Source organism: Microbacterium sp. NPDC057658 (assembly GCF_042799975.1).
GTDB lineage: Bacteria > Actinomycetota > Actinomycetes > Actinomycetales > Microbacteriaceae > Microbacterium.
Genome location: NZ_JBHVHT010000001.1, coordinates 2,201,960 through 2,216,572, shown reverse-complemented (window position 1 = coordinate 2,216,572; position 14,613 = coordinate 2,201,960). Strand labels below are relative to the sequence as shown.

Here is a 14,613-nt window from a genome sequence, read left to right as displayed (position 1 = left end):
GTCACGGCGCGGCGGGTGCGGCGCCGAGGTGCCAGGCGGTGATCTCGACCTCGGAGCCCGAGACGATGTCGAGCTCGACCGGCCACGAGCCGCGGTCGAGTCCGGGGAGCACGGCGGCATGCAGGGCGCGGGCGACGAGAGCGCCGTCCGTGGCATTGGCATCCCAGCCGATCACCGCGTTCGCCTCGCCGCCGGGCGGTACCGTGACGGGCGCGATACCGGGGTCGGTCGCCAGGAATGAGGAACCGGGGCGCACCTCGACGTCGAGCGCATGGCCGTTCTGGTCCGCGAACGCGATGTCGGGATACCCCTCGACCACGCAGGGCTCCTCACCGACGTTCATCAGCCGGATGCTCTGGGCGCGGTGCCCCGTGGCCCCGTTGGCGGTTCCGAGCAGCAGTGTGGCTCGGTCGAGTGTGCAGGCGCCCGCGGGAAGCTGGGGTGTCGAGACCCCCGGGGCGCGCTCCGGCACAGGGTCGCCCACAGCCGCCGGATCGACGAAGGCTCCCGTCTCGTCGGTGGCGCCCTGCAGCGCGGCGTTCTCCTCGACAATCTGGCGCTGCCACGCGGCATCGGCCAGGCTCCCGACCACGACGAGAGCGACCACGCTCGCGAGGGTGACACCGAGAAGGCCCGGGGACCACTGCCGCGCAGATTCCTCACCGGCCCTGCGCGAGAACGCCCAGGCGGGGATCCAGCCCCAGGCGAGTCCCCAGTAGGCAGTGTCCGGCGCGGACTCGACGACCCCAGCCGTGAGACCGTGCAGGCCCGAGAGAGGGAGGAAGGACAGGACCCGGGTGACGTCGTCGCACAGCCCGACGACCGTTCCGGCGAGGACGGCACCGAACCAGAGCACGAGGAACGCGGGAGCCCGGCCGACGCCCCGTGCTCCGCGTGCCACAATCCAGACGACGCCGCAGAGCACGGCGGCCGTCACCGTCAGCACCAGGACGCCCCACGCACCGGGGAGCAGCCAGGCATGACTCTGCAGCGGCCCGATACCGGCGAAGCTCAGCAACCGTGTCAGAACGATGTCGGAACCAGTCAGTCGTGCGATGGCGCCGGAGATGATCCAGAGTGCGCCGAGGAGCAGGCCGGCGAGCAGCCCCGCCGTCACCGGTGGCCTCGTGCGGCCGTCTCGGGCGCTCGAGACGGGGGCGGTCGACGGGGGAGCGGAGGCCATGCCTCATCCTATGGGCGCTCAGCGACGCCGCTCGGGATCCAGCCCCATGCGGATGCGCGTCCGTTTGCGTTCGATGAGGATGAAGACGACCCCGAGGATCCAGAGGGGGATCGGGGTGAGGAACGCGACACGGAAGGCGTCGAGCGTGTAGGTGTCCGGGGTGCCGGCGCCCTGGGCGTCGAGGAGGAGGCCGATCACGAAGACCGCGATCAGGGCTGCGATGAAGCCCCCCGCGTTCGTGACTCCGGTCGCCGTGCTGAGGCGGTGCGCGGGGTTGTGCGTGCGAGCGTGGTCGAAGGCGATCATCGACGCGGGGCCCCCGGTCGCGAGAGCGATCGCCAGGACCCAGAGGAGCCAGTCCGGGGCAGGGCCGGGGAGGGCGATGACCGCGATCCAGGCGGCCATCTGCACACCCACAGCGGGAAGGACGAGGGCGAGCGAGCGATGGTTCGGCAGGCGGCGGGAGAGATCGCCGATGATCGGGCCAAGGATCATGCCCGCGACCACGTAGATCGAGATGATCCCCGCCGCGTGGGCGGTGGTCAGGCCCTCGCCTGCCGTGAGGAACGGCATGCCCCACAGAAGCACGAACACCGTGCCGGCGAACGGAGTGGTGAAGTGCGACCAGAACGCGAGCCGCGTGCCGGGATGTGCCCACGCCGCCCGGATGCCGACGCCCGTGTCGATCGCCGACGTCACGACACGCACGACTCCGGTGTCCGTGTTCACCGACACGTCGGGGCCGCTCTCCGCGGGGTTGTTGCGCACGATGAGCCACACGAGGATCGTGAAGAGCAGGCCGAGACCGGCGATGCTGCCGAACGTGATCGACCAGGTGGTGGCGTGCAGCAGGGCGGCGACCGGCACCAGCGCGATCAGCTGCCCGGCCTGCCCGATGATCCCGGTGAACTGGACCATGACGGGCCCTCGTTGCGCGGGGAACCACGTGGCCACCAGTCGCAGCACGGCCGGGAAGACGGCGGCATCGCCGGCTCCGAGGAGGACACGCGCGACGATCGCGATGCCGATGCTGGGGGAGAGGGCCATGGTGAGCTGTCCGGCCGCCATGAGCAGCATCCCCGCCGTGATGATCGGACGGGATCCGTAGCGGTCGAGGAGGACGCCCACCGGGATCTGCATCCCGCCGTAGACGGCGAGCTGCACGACCGCGAACAGCGCGAGCGTCGAGGCGTCCGCCTGGAAGCGGTCGGCGGCCTCGACACCGACGGCGCCGAGAGAGGTGCGGTTGGTGATGGCGAGAACGTAGGCCGCGACGCCGACGGACCAGATCGCCCAGGCCCGCCACCCCGGCGTGGAGACGGGGGAGTGGGAGACCTGAGGCACCCTTCCACGCTACTCCTGACCGACGATGTCCGACGCCGTGGCTAGAGTGCCCGCATGACAGCCTCCTCGCAGCACCACGCCCTCGACTATGTCGAGCTCGTCGTCACGGATCTCGACGTGGCGAAACGCTTCTTCACCACCGCCTTCGGGTGGAGCTTCCAGGACTACGGCCCTGGCTATGCAGGGATCCTCTCGCCCCGCGGAGCCGGGAGCGAGGTCGGCGGCCTCCTGCTCGCGGACGCACCGCGACCCGTCGGCGGTCCGCTCGTGCTGCTCTACTCCGATGACCTCGATGCGACGAAGGCGGCGATCCAGGACGCAGGCGGCCGGATCCTGCAGGAGCCGTATGCGTTCCCCGGTGGCCGGCGCCTTCACTTCGCCGACCCGAGCGGCAACGAGCTCGGCGTCTGGTCCTCCCATTAGGCGCTGCAGATCACAGCGCGGGGGCGGATGAGTGCCAGACTGCGAGGATGAGTCACCTGCCCCGCATCCCGGAGATGGAGACGTTGCGCCTCCGCCTGCGCCGGCAGACGATCGAGGACGCACCCGTCTTCCGGCACCTGTGGACCGAACGCGACGAACGAGTCCCCGCGCACCGAAGGCTCGACACGGACGGCCGCCCCGACACGGACGACATCCGTGCGCATATCCAGGGCGCTGAGGCCTCGCCACTTCTCACCGTGGAACGGATCGACACCGGGGAACCGATCGGGTACTGCGGTCTCGTCTACGGCGGCGAGGGGGTGGGCGAGGAACCGGAGCTCGCGTTCGAGCTGCTCCGTGCCGAGCACAACCGGGGATACGCCACCGAAGCTGCCCAGAGCGTCCTGGCATGGGCAGCCGGGGTGGGAATCGACCGCGTCTGGGCCGGCGTCTGGGAGTGGAACCTCCCGTCCCGGCGCGTGCTCGAGAAGCTCGGCTTCGTCGAATCCGGACGGGAACGCCCGTCCTCCGTCCACGGTCGAAACATCTTGACTGTCAGGACTCTCTTCGCGAAGTGAGAGCGGGATCCGAGCCGGCGCTCTGGCTCACGTGACTGAGGACCCCACCGGCAGCGGCTCGCCGTCACCCGGGGGCTCCTGCACGAGCTGAAGGGCATCCGATTTCGTCAGATGGTTGGGGTACAGCATCCGTGAGAACCTTCCGCGCGGATCGTCTTTGTCGCGGGGGAGATCGATGTGGGCTCGCTCGATCGCCGCGATGAGGAGTTCCGTCTGCTCATCGGTCAACACGAGGAGCCCTCGTTCTCGCAAGCCCACCACTGCTCGCGAGCGATCCGATGCCGTGAGGACGACCGCGATACTCCGGGCTGTGGCGTCCGGCTCCCAGGGGTGTGCGATGACCATGGCCGTCGTGAGGGTCGCGGTCGGGATCTCCTTCGTGCCGACGAGCAGACGGGTGGCGTCGCGTGAGATGCGCGGCGGTCGCGAACGTCGCCGCACGACGGCGCTGACGGTGATCGCCACGGCCGCCAGCAGCGCAGCCGCGAGCGGCCACGTCCATGCGCCGAGCGGTCCCGCCGCCACCGGGATGAGGAACGCGCCGATCATCATCGCAAGGAGAAGCGGCTGTCCGGAGAAGACGTGAAGAGCCCACCAGGGAAAGAGAGTCCGCGAACGAGAGGGCCCTAACGGCATCCACTCCTGTACGTCGACGTTCGGCTCGCTCTCCGGGCGATCGGACGAGTGCACCGGTTGAGGCTGCCGTCGCACCCCTCTGATGATCGACGTCAGGCCCACCACACCGAGCACGGCGGACAGCACCCATCCGCGCAGCGGGTCGTCGGCCTCGTTCTGATCGGTCCCCGCCAGTGTGACCACCCCACCTACGGAGATGAGGAGAAGGAAGACCCCGTAGAGCAAGAAGACCCGACGGGTGCGTCGGGCCGTCCAGGGCTTCGGCTCCGTGCCTGGAGGCCACGAGGGGTCGCCCCAGGTCCTTCGCCTCGTGAGCAGGAGGCCGGCCGCCACTCCGACGCACCCGAAAGACAGCGTCACTGCGGCCAGAACGCCGATTCGAGGATCGGCGATCACGAATGTCGAGGCCACCGCCACCGCTGCGCTGAAAATCGCCAGCGCCAAGCCCACCACGGTGGGCGTCAGCAGCCCTCCCGCCCTCTCGTCATCCGCGTCCATCCGCCCGCCCCACATCTCCCCAGTCAGCAGGCGGAAGTTCAGGCCCCTCGATCCTGCCGAGGCCGAAATGTGCCTGTTCCTGAGGATGAACCTACCGTTCCGCAGGACCTGTTGCGATCGCACTCCATGCCCTCCGGAGAGCGTGTACCCCGCCTCGGAGATCGTCAGCTGAGGGGAGCACAGGCCCGTCGGCGATGTCCACGTTCCGTTTCGGATCATCATGGGAGTGCTGGGGGAAGACGTGAGCGTGCAGATGCGGCATCCGATGGCCCATGACCAGGTAGTCGATCTTCCGCGGACTGTACACGGAGTCGATCGCTCGCCCCGCACGTTGCACATCGTCCCAGAAACCGCGCAACTGGTCTGTCGTCAGGAGACCCATGTCCGTCACGTGCTCCCGCAGGATCACGAGGCAGTACCCCGCATGGGCTTGGTTCCTGGCGAGCCGGACCTGAGACGGATGAGGGTAGCGCGAGTATGCTCCCAGCGAAGGGGTACGACTCGTAGGATCACGATATGACTTCGCCTCGCCGTGTCCCGGCAGACCTGCGGAAACGCGGGGGCTTTCGGGGAGCCGACGATTCGACCGCCTCGCTCATCCTCGGCCAGTTCTTCGTCGGTGGCTTTTTCCTGTTCATCGTGGCTTTCTTCCTCGCGCTCGGAGCTGCGGAAGAGTACGACGGGGTGACGTCCTTCATCGGGGCGAGCATCATCGCCGTCGTCCTGTCCGTCGTGTCGATGATCACCGCCCTGGTGATCGGCCTGCCCCTTCGCCTCGTCTCGGCGCTTCGCGCGCGGTGGCTCGCGCACGGCGAGATCACCGTCGTCGGGGTCGTCGTCGGACTCAGCGCCTGCATCGTGTCGGTCATGCTGGCGGGCGGAAGCGGGGGAGCGGCGCTCCCGTGGTGGGCGTTTGTCGTCTCTTGGACGGTCCTCGCCTTCTCGGTCGCGCATTTCGTCTGGCCAGGACGACGCCGGCCGCGTGAGTTCCGAGCACCCCGAGACGGCGACCAGCCCGCGTGAGTACGCGCGGGGAGGGTCAGCAGCCGGAGGACCCGGGAGCACGGGACGCCGATGAGCACGTGCCGGCGCACACGCGGCGGGGATTCCTCATCGCCGCCGGAACCGGCATCGCGGTGACCGGTGTCGGCATCTGGCTCTCCACGAGCTCCGGGGGAGAGGCAGACGACACCGGACGCCGCCCGGACAACCCCCGAGGGCTGCCAGAGTACGAGCCGGTCTACGACCGCGCGGTCACGGGCCTCGAGGTACCGCTCGGTTTCGAGGACTGCGCCCACCCGACGGTACGCGCTGACCGGAGCATCGCGGGAAGCGAACGTCGAACCGTGAGCCCGGTCATCGACCGCTTCGTCATCCACCACACCGGCACGACGACGGACCAGTTGGACTTCTTCTCCCGCTGCAACAGGAGATCATCGGCTCCCACGTTCTATCTTCGGCACGACGGCTCGGTCATCGAGACGATCCGCCCGGGAGCGAAGCCGTCGTCGACCGGCGCGGACTGGAACTGGCGCTCCGTGGCGGTGGAGACGCTGGATTTCACCGGAGCCCCGGAGTACACGGTGACCACCGCGCAGGTGGAGGAGATCGCGCAGATGATCGCGTGGCTCGCAGGCTTCGACGGCCGGACGCTGGACGGCGTTCCGGTGCGCTTCCGGATCGACCGAGAGCACGTCATCACCCACCAGGAGACGTGGTCGGGAACGGAGTGTCCCGGCCCGTTCCTCCAATCGCGAGTGGATGACATCGTGGCGCGAGCACAGGTTATCTTCACGACGTCATGAGGCTGGAGCCGTCCGCGACAATAGGGGAGTGCGCCACCTTCTCTCATTGACCGAACTCACCGGGGACGATCTGAGGGAGATCTTCGCGCGCGCCGCGCGGATCGAAGCGGGAACCCTGGCGAGGAGGGACGGCGCGGCCGCCCTGTTCTTCCCTTCCTCGAGCCTGCGGACGCGTGCCTCGTTCGAACGCGGCGCCGCGGAGATGGGTTTGCAGCCGATCGTCTTCCCTCCGGAGGCGCTCGACACCGTCGAGGACGCGGTCGACATCGTCGGATACCTGTCGGCGTGGGTCGAACTCCTCGTCGTCCGGCATGCCGATCTCCACGTGCTTCGTGAGCTCGCTGCCCCTGGGATTCTCCCGGTGGTCAACGCGATGACCAACGCGAACCACCCGTGCGAGGTGCTATCCGATCTCTTCGCGCTCTCGCGCGAGACGGATGTCCGCTCACTCCGAGTCCTCGTGGTGGGACCAGACGGCAACATCGCTCGAGCCTGGGAGGAAGCCCATCGGGCTTTCGGAATCGATGTCGTGCAGGCCTGCCCGGAGGAGGTCCGCACACCCGCGCTGCCGTGGAAGGAGGATCTCAGCGATGCCGTGCAGGAGGCCGACGTGATCATCACGGATGGGCCGGGGGAGCACACCGCGGCCATGGCGCCCTATCGGATCACTGCGGATCTCCTCGACAGCGCCCCTGACGGTGTCCGTTTCGCGCCGTGCCCGCCGTTCGTCCGCGGGCGTGAGGTTTCGGTCGCTGCCGCCAACCATCCCGCGTTCGTGGGCTACGAGTTCAAACGTCACCTGAAGAGCGTGCAGCAGGCGATCATGGGGTGGGCGATCGAGGGATGACGGGGAGATGGTCGGGGTGGCGCTCTTTCCTCAAGCTGACATAATGTGCATTATCGGATAATCCGTATGAAGGGTAGGGAGCGCGAGAGCGGGCCCGGATCGCTCGACTTTCCCCTCACCGACTGACGTACGCCGCGAGATGTTCGCCCGTCAGTGTCGACGCGTCAGCGACGAGCTCGGCAGGCGTTCCCTCGAACACGATGCGGCCGCCGTCGTGGCCGGCTCCCGGTCCGACGTCGATGATCCAGTCGGCGTGTGCCATGACGGCCTGGTGGTGCTCGATGACGACCACCGTCTTGCCGGCGTCGACGAGTCGATCCAACAGGCCGAGGATCGTGTCGACGTCAGCGAGATGCAGACCCGTCGTCGGCTCGTCCAGCACGTACACGTCGCCCTTCTCGCCCATCTGGATCGCGAGCTTGATGCGCTGTCGTTCACCGCCCGACAGGGTCGACAACGGCTGGCCGAGCGACAGGTACCCGAGCCCCACGTCCTCCAGGCGTCCGAGGATGGCAGCCGCGGCCGGGAGCTTGGCCTCGCCCTCGCTGAAGAACACACGAGCCTCGGAGACCGGAAGGTCGAGCACCTCGGTGATGTCCTTGCCGCCGAGCTTGTACTCCAGCACCGCCGCCTGGAAGCGCTTACCGCCGCAGTCCTCACAAGGGGTCTCGATGGTGTCCATGAACCCGAGCTCGGTGATGATGACACCCGCGCCCTTGCACGTAGGACAGGCGCCCTCGGAGTTCGCGCTGAACAGGGCGGGCCTCACGCCGTTCGCCTTCGCGAAGGCTTTCCGGATGGGCTCGAGCAGCCCCGTGTACGTCGCGGGGTTGCTGCGACGCGAGCCCTTGATGGCGGATTGATCGATCGCCACCACGCCCTCGCGTCCGGTCACCGAACCGTGGATGAGCGAGCTCTTACCGGAGCCGGCGACACCGGTGACGACGGTCAGGACGCCGGTCGGGATGTCGACGTCGATGTTCTGGAGGTTGTTCGTGGATGCGCCGCGCACCTCGATCGCGCCGGTGCGGCCACGCACGGCGTCCTTCAGCTGTGCACGGTCGTCAAGGTGCTGCCCCGTCAGTGTTCCACTGGCTGTGAGACCCTCGACGCTCCCCTGATAGCAGATCTCTCCCCCGGCGCTTCCCGCACCCGGCCCCAGGTCCACGACGTGATCGCCGATCGCGATGGTCTCCGGCTTGTGCTCGACGACGAGTACCGTGTTCCCCTTGTCGCGGAGTCGGAGCAGCAGGCCGTTCATCCGCTGGATGTCGTGCGGATGCAGCCCGATGGTCGGCTCGTCGAACACGTAGGTGACGTCGGTCAACGAGGACCCCAGGTGCCGCAGCATCTTGATCCGCTGCGCCTCTCCCCCGGACAGCGTCCCCGAGGGCCGGTCCAGGCTCAGGTACCCCAGGCCGAGGGTCACGAAGGCGTCGAGGTTGGCACTCAGCGCCTGGAGCAGCGGCCCGGCTCCCGGGAGATCCAGGCCGCGGACCCACGCGGCGAGATCCGTCACCTGCATACGGCACGCGTCGGCGATGCTCACGCCGTCGATCTTCGAGGATCGCGCGCCCTCGGTGAGACGAGTACCGTCGCACTCCGGGCACACCGCGAAGGTGGCCACGCGCTCGACGAAAGCACGGATGTGCGGCTGGAGCGCGTCGAGGTCTTTCGAGAGCATGGACTTCGTGATCTTCGGGATCAGACCCTCGTAGGTCATGTTGATACCCGAGATCTTGACCTTCGTGACCTCTCCGTAGAGGAAGAGGTGGCGTTGCTTGTCGGTGAAGGACGAGATGGGCTTGTCCCCCGGGTAGAACCCGGACTGCGAGAACCCCTTCACCATCCAGCCGTCGGCGGTGTACCCGGGCACCATGATCGCGCCCTCGTCGAGGGACTTCGACTCATCGACGATCTGGGACAGGTCGAGGTCCGACACCACTCCCCTGCCTTCACATCGCGGGCACATGCCGCCGAGGTAGATCGCGTCCTTCACGATCTTCTTCTCGCCACCCGGCCCGGTCATGACGCCGCTGGCCTTCTGCGTCGGGATGTTGAACGAGAACGCCGTCGGACCGCCGATGTAGGGCTGGCCCAGCTTGCTGAACAGGATGCGGAGCATGGCGTTGGCATCCGTCACGGTGCCGACGGTCGACCGCGGGTTCGCGCCGAGACGCTCCTGGTCCACGATGATCGCCGTGGTGAGCCCTTCCAGCACGTCGACGTCGGGGCGCGGCACCGATGGCATGAAGCCCTGCACGAAGGCGCTGTACGTCTCGTCGATCATCCGACGCGATTCGGCGGCGATCGTGTCGAAGACGAGAGAGCTCTTCCCCGACCCCGAGACACCGGTGAACACCGTGAGGCGTCGCTTCGGGATGTCGACGCTCACGTCCTTGAGGTTGTTCTCGCGCGCGCCCTGCACGCGGATGAGGTCGTGGGTGTCCGCGGGGTGCTCGACAGCGGTCATGCGGCGTCCTTCGTGGTGGTGGCGCCGTCAGGCGGCCTGGTTGATACGGAGCAGGTTGCCGGCGGGATCGCGGAAAGCGCAGTCGCGGACGCCGTAGGGCTGGTCCATCGGCTCCTGGACGACATCGGCGCCGACAGCGACCAGCCGCTCGAACAGGGCGTCCAGGTCATCGCTCGCGAGGGTGAGAGCGCCATAGCTGCCCTTCGCGATGAGTTCCAGGATGGTCTGCCGCTCCGCCTCGGTGATGCCGGGGTCGGTGGCCGGCGGGTGGAGGACGATCGAGGTCTCGGGCTGGCCGACCGGGCCGACCGTGAGCCAGCGCAGGCCGTCGTATCCGACGTCGTTGCGCACCTCGAAGCCGAGGGCGTCGCGATAGAAGCCGAGGGCGGCGTCGGCGTCGGTGTGCGGGAGGAAGGCGTAGTGGATGCTGATCTTCATGATGCTCACGTTAGGTGCGCCTCGGGGCGCGGCGCTTCTCGATTCCTGATCGGTCGGGTGACCTGCTTGGCGTGGAACGACGGGATGCCCTCGACGTTCGCGGCGCGTTCACGGTACACGCTGGGTGGGACACCGACCAGCTCCGAGAACCGGGTGCTGAACGTGCCCAGCGAGGAGCAGCCCACCGCGAAGCACACCTCGGTGACGCTGAGGTCGCCGCGACGCAGCAGCGCCATGGCACGCTCGATGCGGCGGGTCATCAGATAGGAGTACGGAGATTCGCCGTACGTCTCGCGAAACCGCCGGCTGAGATGGCCGGCCGACAGGTGCACGCCCCGCGCCAGAGCCTCGACGTCCAAGGGCTTCGCGTACTCGCGATCGATGCGGTCGCGGACCTTCCTCATCACGACAAGCTCCCGCAGGCGAGCATCATCCACCGGTGTCACGTCATGATCCTGCCATGACGCCGGAAGACGCGGAATGACCATCCGCGACGCGCGGAGGCCCTCCTCCCCCGCTGCCGGAGATCCGGCGCTACCCTGGGGGCATCCTCACAGGATTCTCTCAGAAGGGGTTCCCAGCCATGTCTGAAGCACTCGCTGAAACGAAGTCGTTCTTCAAATCCATCCGCGTCGCTCTCGCGGTCTCCGGCGTTCTCGCGCTGCTCGCGGGCATCGCGCTGCTGGTCTGGCCGGTGAAGTCGGCCGTCATCGTGACGGCGATCTTCGCGTCCTACCTGATCGTCGCGGGAGTCGTGTACATCGGCCTCGGCATCTTCTCCCGCGCGAAGGGCGGCTGGTCGCGCGTCGGACACATCGTGCTCGGCCTGCTCTACATCGTCGCCGGCGTCATCGCGTTCTTCAACCTGAACGTCGCCGCCGCCACCCTCGCGCTGGTCGTCGTGATCTTCATCGGCGTGAGCTGGATCGTCGACGGCGTCGTGGCGCTCTCGCTGCTCGGTAGCGACGGATCGCGGGTCTGGACGCTGATCTACGCGATCCTCAGCATCATCGCCGGAATCATCGTCCTCTTCTCGCCGGTCATCGCCGGCTTCGCGCTCTGGCTGCTCCTGGGCATCTCGCTCGTCGTGCTCGGCATCGTGCAGATCATCCGCGCGATCACGCTCGGCAAGGACGAGAAGGCCTTCACCACGGGCGCTGCCGCCGTCTGATCCGCAGAAGTGAGACGCCCCGGACCTGCAGCAGCGGGTCCGGGGCGTTTCGCGTCTGACGACTATTCCGCGGCGAAGGCGCTCACGTCGCCGACGAGGCGGGTGTTGTCCGCGGGGACGGGGTCGACCACGGCCTTGGCGACCTCGGCGGCGAACTCGGACACGTTGTAGAGGCGGCCGGCGGACTCGCGGCGCTCGGCGATGGCGCCCGGGTTCGCGCGCTCGAGCAGCGTCGCGGTGATCGTGCCCTCGATCATGTCGCCGGAGACGACCGTGAAGCCGATCCCCTTCTCCGAGAGACCGGGGATGAGCTCCCGCAGCGCGTCCTCACCGGCGCGCTTGGAGAGCGCGACGGGCTCGTACTCCGGCATCGTCGGCGTCGTGCGGATGAAGTGCGCCTGGTGGCTGGTGACGAACACGACGCGTGCGCCGTCCGACAGCAGCGGCGTCGCGGCGTCGAGCACATTGAGCTGCGCGTCACGATTGAGCTTCAGGGCGTAGTCCTCGGCCATGCCCGACTCCATGCCTCCCGACGCGTTCAGGACGAGCACATCGAGGCGCCCGTACTCGGCGCGGACGGCGTCGAACATCTCGGCGACCGACGCGGGGTCGGTGAGATCCGCACCGACGACCAGCGCCCGACGGCCGAGCTCGCGCAGCTGCGCCGCGAGCTTCTCCGCGCGCGGCGCCTTGTTCCGGTAGTTGATCACGACGTCGGCGCCGGCCTCGGCGAGGTACCGCACGGTGTCGGCGCCGATCCCCCGCGATGAGCCGGTGACGAGGGCCACCTTGCCGTCGAGGGATCCTGCGGGAAGAACGTCGGTCACGGGTGACTCCTCATGGTGCGTGGAACGCCGTGAGCGCACGGCTCTCACAGATTACCAACGGGGCGCGGTGGCGGCCGGTCCGCTGTCGCCGCGCGTGATACGTTGACGGCAAAGGAGGCCGCATGGACAACTTCTCGACGTTCGTCACGTTCATCGACCACTGGGCATGGATCGGATGGCTGGTCCTCATCGCCGTCTTCCTCGTCATCGAGATGCTCTCCCTCGACTTCACCTTCCTGATGCTGAGCTTCGGGAGCGTGATCGGTCTCGTCACCGACTTCGTCGGCCTCCCGGTCTGGATCCAGATCCTCATCGCCGCCTTGGCATCCGCCCTCTTCATCCTCTTCCTGCGGCCACCCCTCCTGCGCCGCCTGCACCGCGGAGCCGATCCCACGCGATCGAACGTCGAGGCGCTGGTCGACCTCCGCGGCATCGCGCTCAGTGAGATCACGCAGATCTCCGGTCAGGCGAAGCTCGCGAACGGCGACACCTGGACGGCCCGAACGACTACCCCGATGGCCATCCCCGCGGGGGCGCCTGTCGCCGTCAGTGCGATCAACGGCGCGACCGCCATCGTCCGACCCCTCAACGACTAGGAGCACGCGTGGACGACGCATCGATCATCCCGACCGTGATCATCTGGATCCTGGTGATCGCGGTCATCATCTTCGTGATCGTCACGATCGCGCGGGCGATCCGCATCATTCCGCAGGCGACCGCCGGCGTGGTGGAACGGCTCGGCCGGTACCACAAGACCCTCTCCCCCGGCCTCAACATCCTCGTGCCGTTCATCGACCGCCTGAGGCCGCTGATCGACATGCGCGAGCAGGTGGTGTCCTTCCCGCCGCAGCCCGTGATCACCGAGGACAACCTCGTCGTCTCCATCGACACCGTCGTCTACTTCCAGGTGACCGATGCCCGCGCCGCGACGTACGAGATCGCGAACTACCTCGGCGCCGTGGAACAGCTCACCACCACGACTCTCCGCAACGTCGTGGGTGGTCTGAACCTCGAAGAGGCCCTGACGAGCCGCGACAACATCAACGGGCAGCTCCGCGTGGTCCTCGACGAGGCGACCGGCAAGTGGGGCATCCGCGTCGGTCGTGTCGAGCTCAAGGCCATCGACCCGCCCGTGTCCATCCAGGACTCCATGGAGAAGCAGATGCGCGCCGAGCGGGACCGCCGCGCCGCGATCCTCACCGCCGAGGGGACGAAGCAGTCCGCGATCCTCGAAGCGGAGGGCCTTCGTCAGGCGGAGATCCTCCGAGCCGAGGGTGACAAGCAGGCGGCCGTCCTGCGCGCCCAGGGTGAGGCGGAGGCGATCCAGAGCGTCTTCACCGCGATCCACCAGGGCGCGCCGGACGACAAGCTCCTCGCCTACCAGTATCTGCAGATGCTCCCGAAGATCAGCGAAAGCCCGTCCAGCAAGCTCTGGATCATCCCGAGCGAGCTGACCGAGGCGCTCAAGGGCATCGGCACGGCCTTCACTCCCAAGACGGGCCCGGGTTCGACCACTCCCCCCACCGGCGCGTGACGCACCCGTACTTCGTCAAGGCCGAGCAGCCGCGCATCCTGGCCCATCGGGGCCTGGTGACCGCCGAGGGGCGGGAATCCGGCGTCTGGGAGAACACCGCAGCCGCCTTCGCCGCGGCGCATGCCGCCGGGGCCGAGTACATCGAAACGGACTGCCAGGTCACCGCCGACGGTGACGTCGTGCTCTTCCACGATCACGATCTGCGCCGTCTCGTGGACGATCCGCGCGCCGTCCACGAGGTCAGGACGCGGGAGCTGAGCGCGCTGTTCGCCGAGCACGGCGGCCTGCTCACGGTGGCCGAGGCGCTCTCCGCATTCCCGGAGACCCGGTTCAACATCGACGTGAAGACACCGGCCGCCGCGGCGCCGCTGGGCCCCATCCTCGCCGCGCACACGCATCGTGTCCTCGTCACCAGCTTCTCGGATGCCAACCGGCGGGCGACACTGGAGGCCGTGCGGCAGACCGGCACCGCGCTCCGGCCCGCCACCTCCGGCGGGAGTCGGACGATCGCGGCCCTGCGTTCGCTCTCCGCCGTGCGCCTCTCCCCCGGCAGACTGCTCCGGGAGATCGACGCCCTGCAGATCCCCGAGCGTCACGGCGCGATCAGGGTGCTGACGCCCGCACTCCTCCGCGCCGCCCACCGGGCCGACACCGAGGTCCACGTCTGGACCGTGAACGACGCGGACGACATGCGGCGCCTCATCGACGCGGGTGTGGACGGCGTCGTGACCGACCGCGCCGACCTCGCCGTCGCCACGTTCCGGAAGCCCTGAGCGCCCCATATCCTCCGGCGCTGGGATTCCCCTGTGAATACCGCGCAGAACGCCCCGACGTGGATGAAGCGCACAGGCTCGAA

17 protein-coding genes are annotated in these 14,613 nt (G+C 68.2%); 9 read left to right on the top strand and 8 right to left on the bottom strand.

What is annotated here, in order from left to right; genetic code table 11:
- Window position 1 precedes the first annotated feature (1 nt).
- Window positions 2–1,183 carry a DUF4232 domain-containing protein gene (locus ACFU8V_RS10590; RefSeq protein ID WP_378870929.1) on the bottom strand — a complete coding sequence of 394 codons (1,182 nt, stop codon included), beginning with the start codon at window positions 1,181–1,183 and terminating at the stop codon, window positions 2–4.
- A gap of 18 nt (window positions 1,184–1,201) precedes the next feature.
- A complete protein-coding gene (locus tag ACFU8V_RS10585; RefSeq protein WP_025103458.1) occupies window positions 1,202–2,527 on the bottom strand; it encodes a nitrate/nitrite transporter in 1,326 nt (441 codons plus the stop codon).
- A 54-nt stretch (window positions 2,528–2,581) separates the two neighbouring features.
- On the opposite strand from ACFU8V_RS10585, the gene ACFU8V_RS10580 reads away from it, so the two are divergent.
- Together ACFU8V_RS10580 and ACFU8V_RS10575 are read left to right on the top strand one after the other, a co-directional pair.
- Entirely contained in the window at window positions 2,582–2,950 is a 369-nt protein-coding gene (locus tag ACFU8V_RS10580; RefSeq protein ID WP_025103457.1) for a VOC family protein, read from the top strand.
- 47 nt (window positions 2,951–2,997) lie between these two features.
- Window positions 2,998–3,528, top strand: coding sequence for a GNAT family N-acetyltransferase (locus ACFU8V_RS10575; protein ID WP_253247452.1), 531 nt, complete (start codon window positions 2,998–3,000; stop codon window positions 3,526–3,528).
- Between the two features lie 27 nt (window positions 3,529–3,555).
- Here the strand turns inward: ACFU8V_RS10575 and ACFU8V_RS10570 are convergent, their stop codons facing one another.
- Both ACFU8V_RS10570 and ACFU8V_RS10565 read right to left on the bottom strand, forming a co-directional pair.
- Window positions 3,556–4,662 carry a hypothetical protein gene (locus ACFU8V_RS10570; protein ID WP_378870924.1) on the bottom strand — a complete coding sequence of 369 codons (1,107 nt, stop codon included), beginning with the start codon at window positions 4,660–4,662 and terminating at the stop codon, window positions 3,556–3,558.
- Between the two features lie 91 nt (window positions 4,663–4,753).
- Complete coding sequence (locus ACFU8V_RS10565) at window positions 4,754–5,149, bottom strand: HIT family protein (protein ID WP_378871864.1); 396 nt, start codon at window positions 5,147–5,149, stop codon at window positions 4,754–4,756.
- 29 nt (window positions 5,150–5,178) lie between these two features.
- Between ACFU8V_RS10565 and ACFU8V_RS10560 the strand changes: the two genes are divergently transcribed.
- Genes ACFU8V_RS10560 through ACFU8V_RS10550 form a run of 3 tightly spaced genes read left to right on the top strand, consistent with a single transcriptional unit; the run spans window position 5,179 to window position 7,314 of the window.
- Window positions 5,179–5,685: a hypothetical protein gene (locus ACFU8V_RS10560; protein WP_085607501.1), complete on the top strand. Its 507-nt coding sequence runs from the start codon at window positions 5,179–5,181 to the stop codon at window positions 5,683–5,685.
- Window positions 5,682–6,467, top strand: coding sequence for a peptidoglycan recognition family protein (locus ACFU8V_RS10555; RefSeq protein WP_315105982.1), 786 nt, complete (start codon window positions 5,682–5,684; stop codon window positions 6,465–6,467). The genes ACFU8V_RS10560 and ACFU8V_RS10555 overlap by 4 nt, the downstream gene beginning before the upstream one ends.
- A 28-nt stretch (window positions 6,468–6,495) precedes the next feature.
- Window positions 6,496–7,314 carry an ornithine carbamoyltransferase gene (locus ACFU8V_RS10550; protein WP_301178383.1) on the top strand — a complete coding sequence of 273 codons (819 nt, stop codon included), beginning with the start codon at window positions 6,496–6,498 and terminating at the stop codon, window positions 7,312–7,314.
- A gap of 115 nt (window positions 7,315–7,429) precedes the next feature.
- On the opposite strand, the gene ACFU8V_RS10545 is transcribed toward ACFU8V_RS10550, so the two are convergent.
- The 3 genes from ACFU8V_RS10545 to ACFU8V_RS10535 are packed head-to-tail and all read right to left on the bottom strand — an operon-like array spanning window position 7,430 to window position 10,629.
- Window positions 7,430–9,787, bottom strand: coding sequence for an ATP-binding cassette domain-containing protein (locus ACFU8V_RS10545; protein ID WP_378870919.1), 2,358 nt, complete (start codon window positions 9,785–9,787; stop codon window positions 7,430–7,432).
- 27 nt (window positions 9,788–9,814) lie between these two features.
- A complete protein-coding gene (locus ACFU8V_RS10540) occupies window positions 9,815–10,225 on the bottom strand; it encodes a VOC family protein (RefSeq protein WP_025103449.1) in 411 nt (136 codons plus the stop codon).
- A 5-nt stretch (window positions 10,226–10,230) separates the two neighbouring features.
- A complete protein-coding gene (locus tag ACFU8V_RS10535) occupies window positions 10,231–10,629 on the bottom strand; it encodes a helix-turn-helix transcriptional regulator (protein ID WP_051582213.1) in 399 nt (132 codons plus the stop codon).
- Window positions 10,630–10,808: 179 nt separating this feature from the next.
- Between ACFU8V_RS10535 and ACFU8V_RS10530 the strand changes: the two genes are divergently transcribed.
- Complete coding sequence (locus tag ACFU8V_RS10530; RefSeq protein WP_025103447.1) at window positions 10,809–11,396, top strand: HdeD family acid-resistance protein; 588 nt, start codon at window positions 10,809–10,811, stop codon at window positions 11,394–11,396.
- A gap of 62 nt (window positions 11,397–11,458) precedes the next feature.
- Here ACFU8V_RS10530 and ACFU8V_RS10525 read toward each other — a convergent pair whose 3' ends face one another.
- Window positions 11,459–12,223: an SDR family oxidoreductase gene (locus ACFU8V_RS10525; RefSeq protein WP_374459791.1), complete on the bottom strand. Its 765-nt coding sequence runs from the start codon at window positions 12,221–12,223 to the stop codon at window positions 11,459–11,461.
- A 122-nt stretch (window positions 12,224–12,345) separates the two neighbouring features.
- Between ACFU8V_RS10525 and ACFU8V_RS10520 the strand changes: the two genes are divergently transcribed.
- From ACFU8V_RS10520 to ACFU8V_RS10510, 3 genes are read left to right on the top strand one after another with little or no spacing between them, the layout of a single operon-like run.
- Window positions 12,346–12,819 (top strand): NfeD family protein, encoded by a 474-nt coding sequence (locus ACFU8V_RS10520; RefSeq protein ID WP_025103445.1) that lies wholly within the window; start codon window positions 12,346–12,348, stop codon window positions 12,817–12,819.
- Between the two features lie 8 nt (window positions 12,820–12,827).
- The gene (locus ACFU8V_RS10515) at window positions 12,828–13,757 is read left to right on the top strand and encodes an SPFH domain-containing protein (RefSeq protein ID WP_378870912.1); all 930 of its coding nucleotides are present in this window, start codon (window positions 12,828–12,830) and stop codon (window positions 13,755–13,757) included.
- Window positions 13,754–14,530, top strand: a complete 777-nt coding sequence (locus tag ACFU8V_RS10510) for a glycerophosphodiester phosphodiesterase family protein (RefSeq protein WP_378870909.1) — start codon at window positions 13,754–13,756, stop codon at window positions 14,528–14,530. Before ACFU8V_RS10515 ends, ACFU8V_RS10510 begins: the two co-directional genes overlap by 4 nt.
- Window positions 14,531–14,613: the final 83 nt, after the last annotated feature.

Bases quoted from the DNA above. Each gene is read 5' to 3' on its own strand.
- ACFU8V_RS10575 (WP_253247452.1), top strand. From the start codon at position 2,998: ATGAGTCACCTGCCCCGCATCCCGGAGATGGAGACGTTGCGCCTCCGC.
- ACFU8V_RS10570 (WP_378870924.1), bottom strand. From the start codon at position 4,662: ATGGACGCGGATGACGAGAGGGCGGGAGGGCTGCTGACGCCCACCGTG.
- ACFU8V_RS10580 (WP_025103457.1), top strand. From the start codon at position 2,582: ATGACAGCCTCCTCGCAGCACCACGCCCTCGACTATGTCGAGCTCGTC.
- ACFU8V_RS10540 (WP_025103449.1), bottom strand. From the start codon at position 10,225: ATGAAGATCAGCATCCACTACGCCTTCCTCCCGCACACCGACGCCGAC.
- ACFU8V_RS10590 (WP_378870929.1), bottom strand. From the start codon at position 1,183: ATGGCCTCCGCTCCCCCGTCGACCGCCCCCGTCTCGAGCGCCCGAGAC.
- ACFU8V_RS10545 (WP_378870919.1), bottom strand. From the start codon at position 9,787: ATGACCGCTGTCGAGCACCCCGCGGACACCCACGACCTCATCCGCGTG.
- ACFU8V_RS10535 (WP_051582213.1), bottom strand. From the start codon at position 10,629: ATGAGGAAGGTCCGCGACCGCATCGATCGCGAGTACGCGAAGCCCTTG.
- ACFU8V_RS10560 (WP_085607501.1), top strand. From the start codon at position 5,179: ATGACTTCGCCTCGCCGTGTCCCGGCAGACCTGCGGAAACGCGGGGGC.
- ACFU8V_RS10530 (WP_025103447.1), top strand. From the start codon at position 10,809: ATGTCTGAAGCACTCGCTGAAACGAAGTCGTTCTTCAAATCCATCCGC.
- ACFU8V_RS10520 (WP_025103445.1), top strand. From the start codon at position 12,346: ATGGACAACTTCTCGACGTTCGTCACGTTCATCGACCACTGGGCATGG.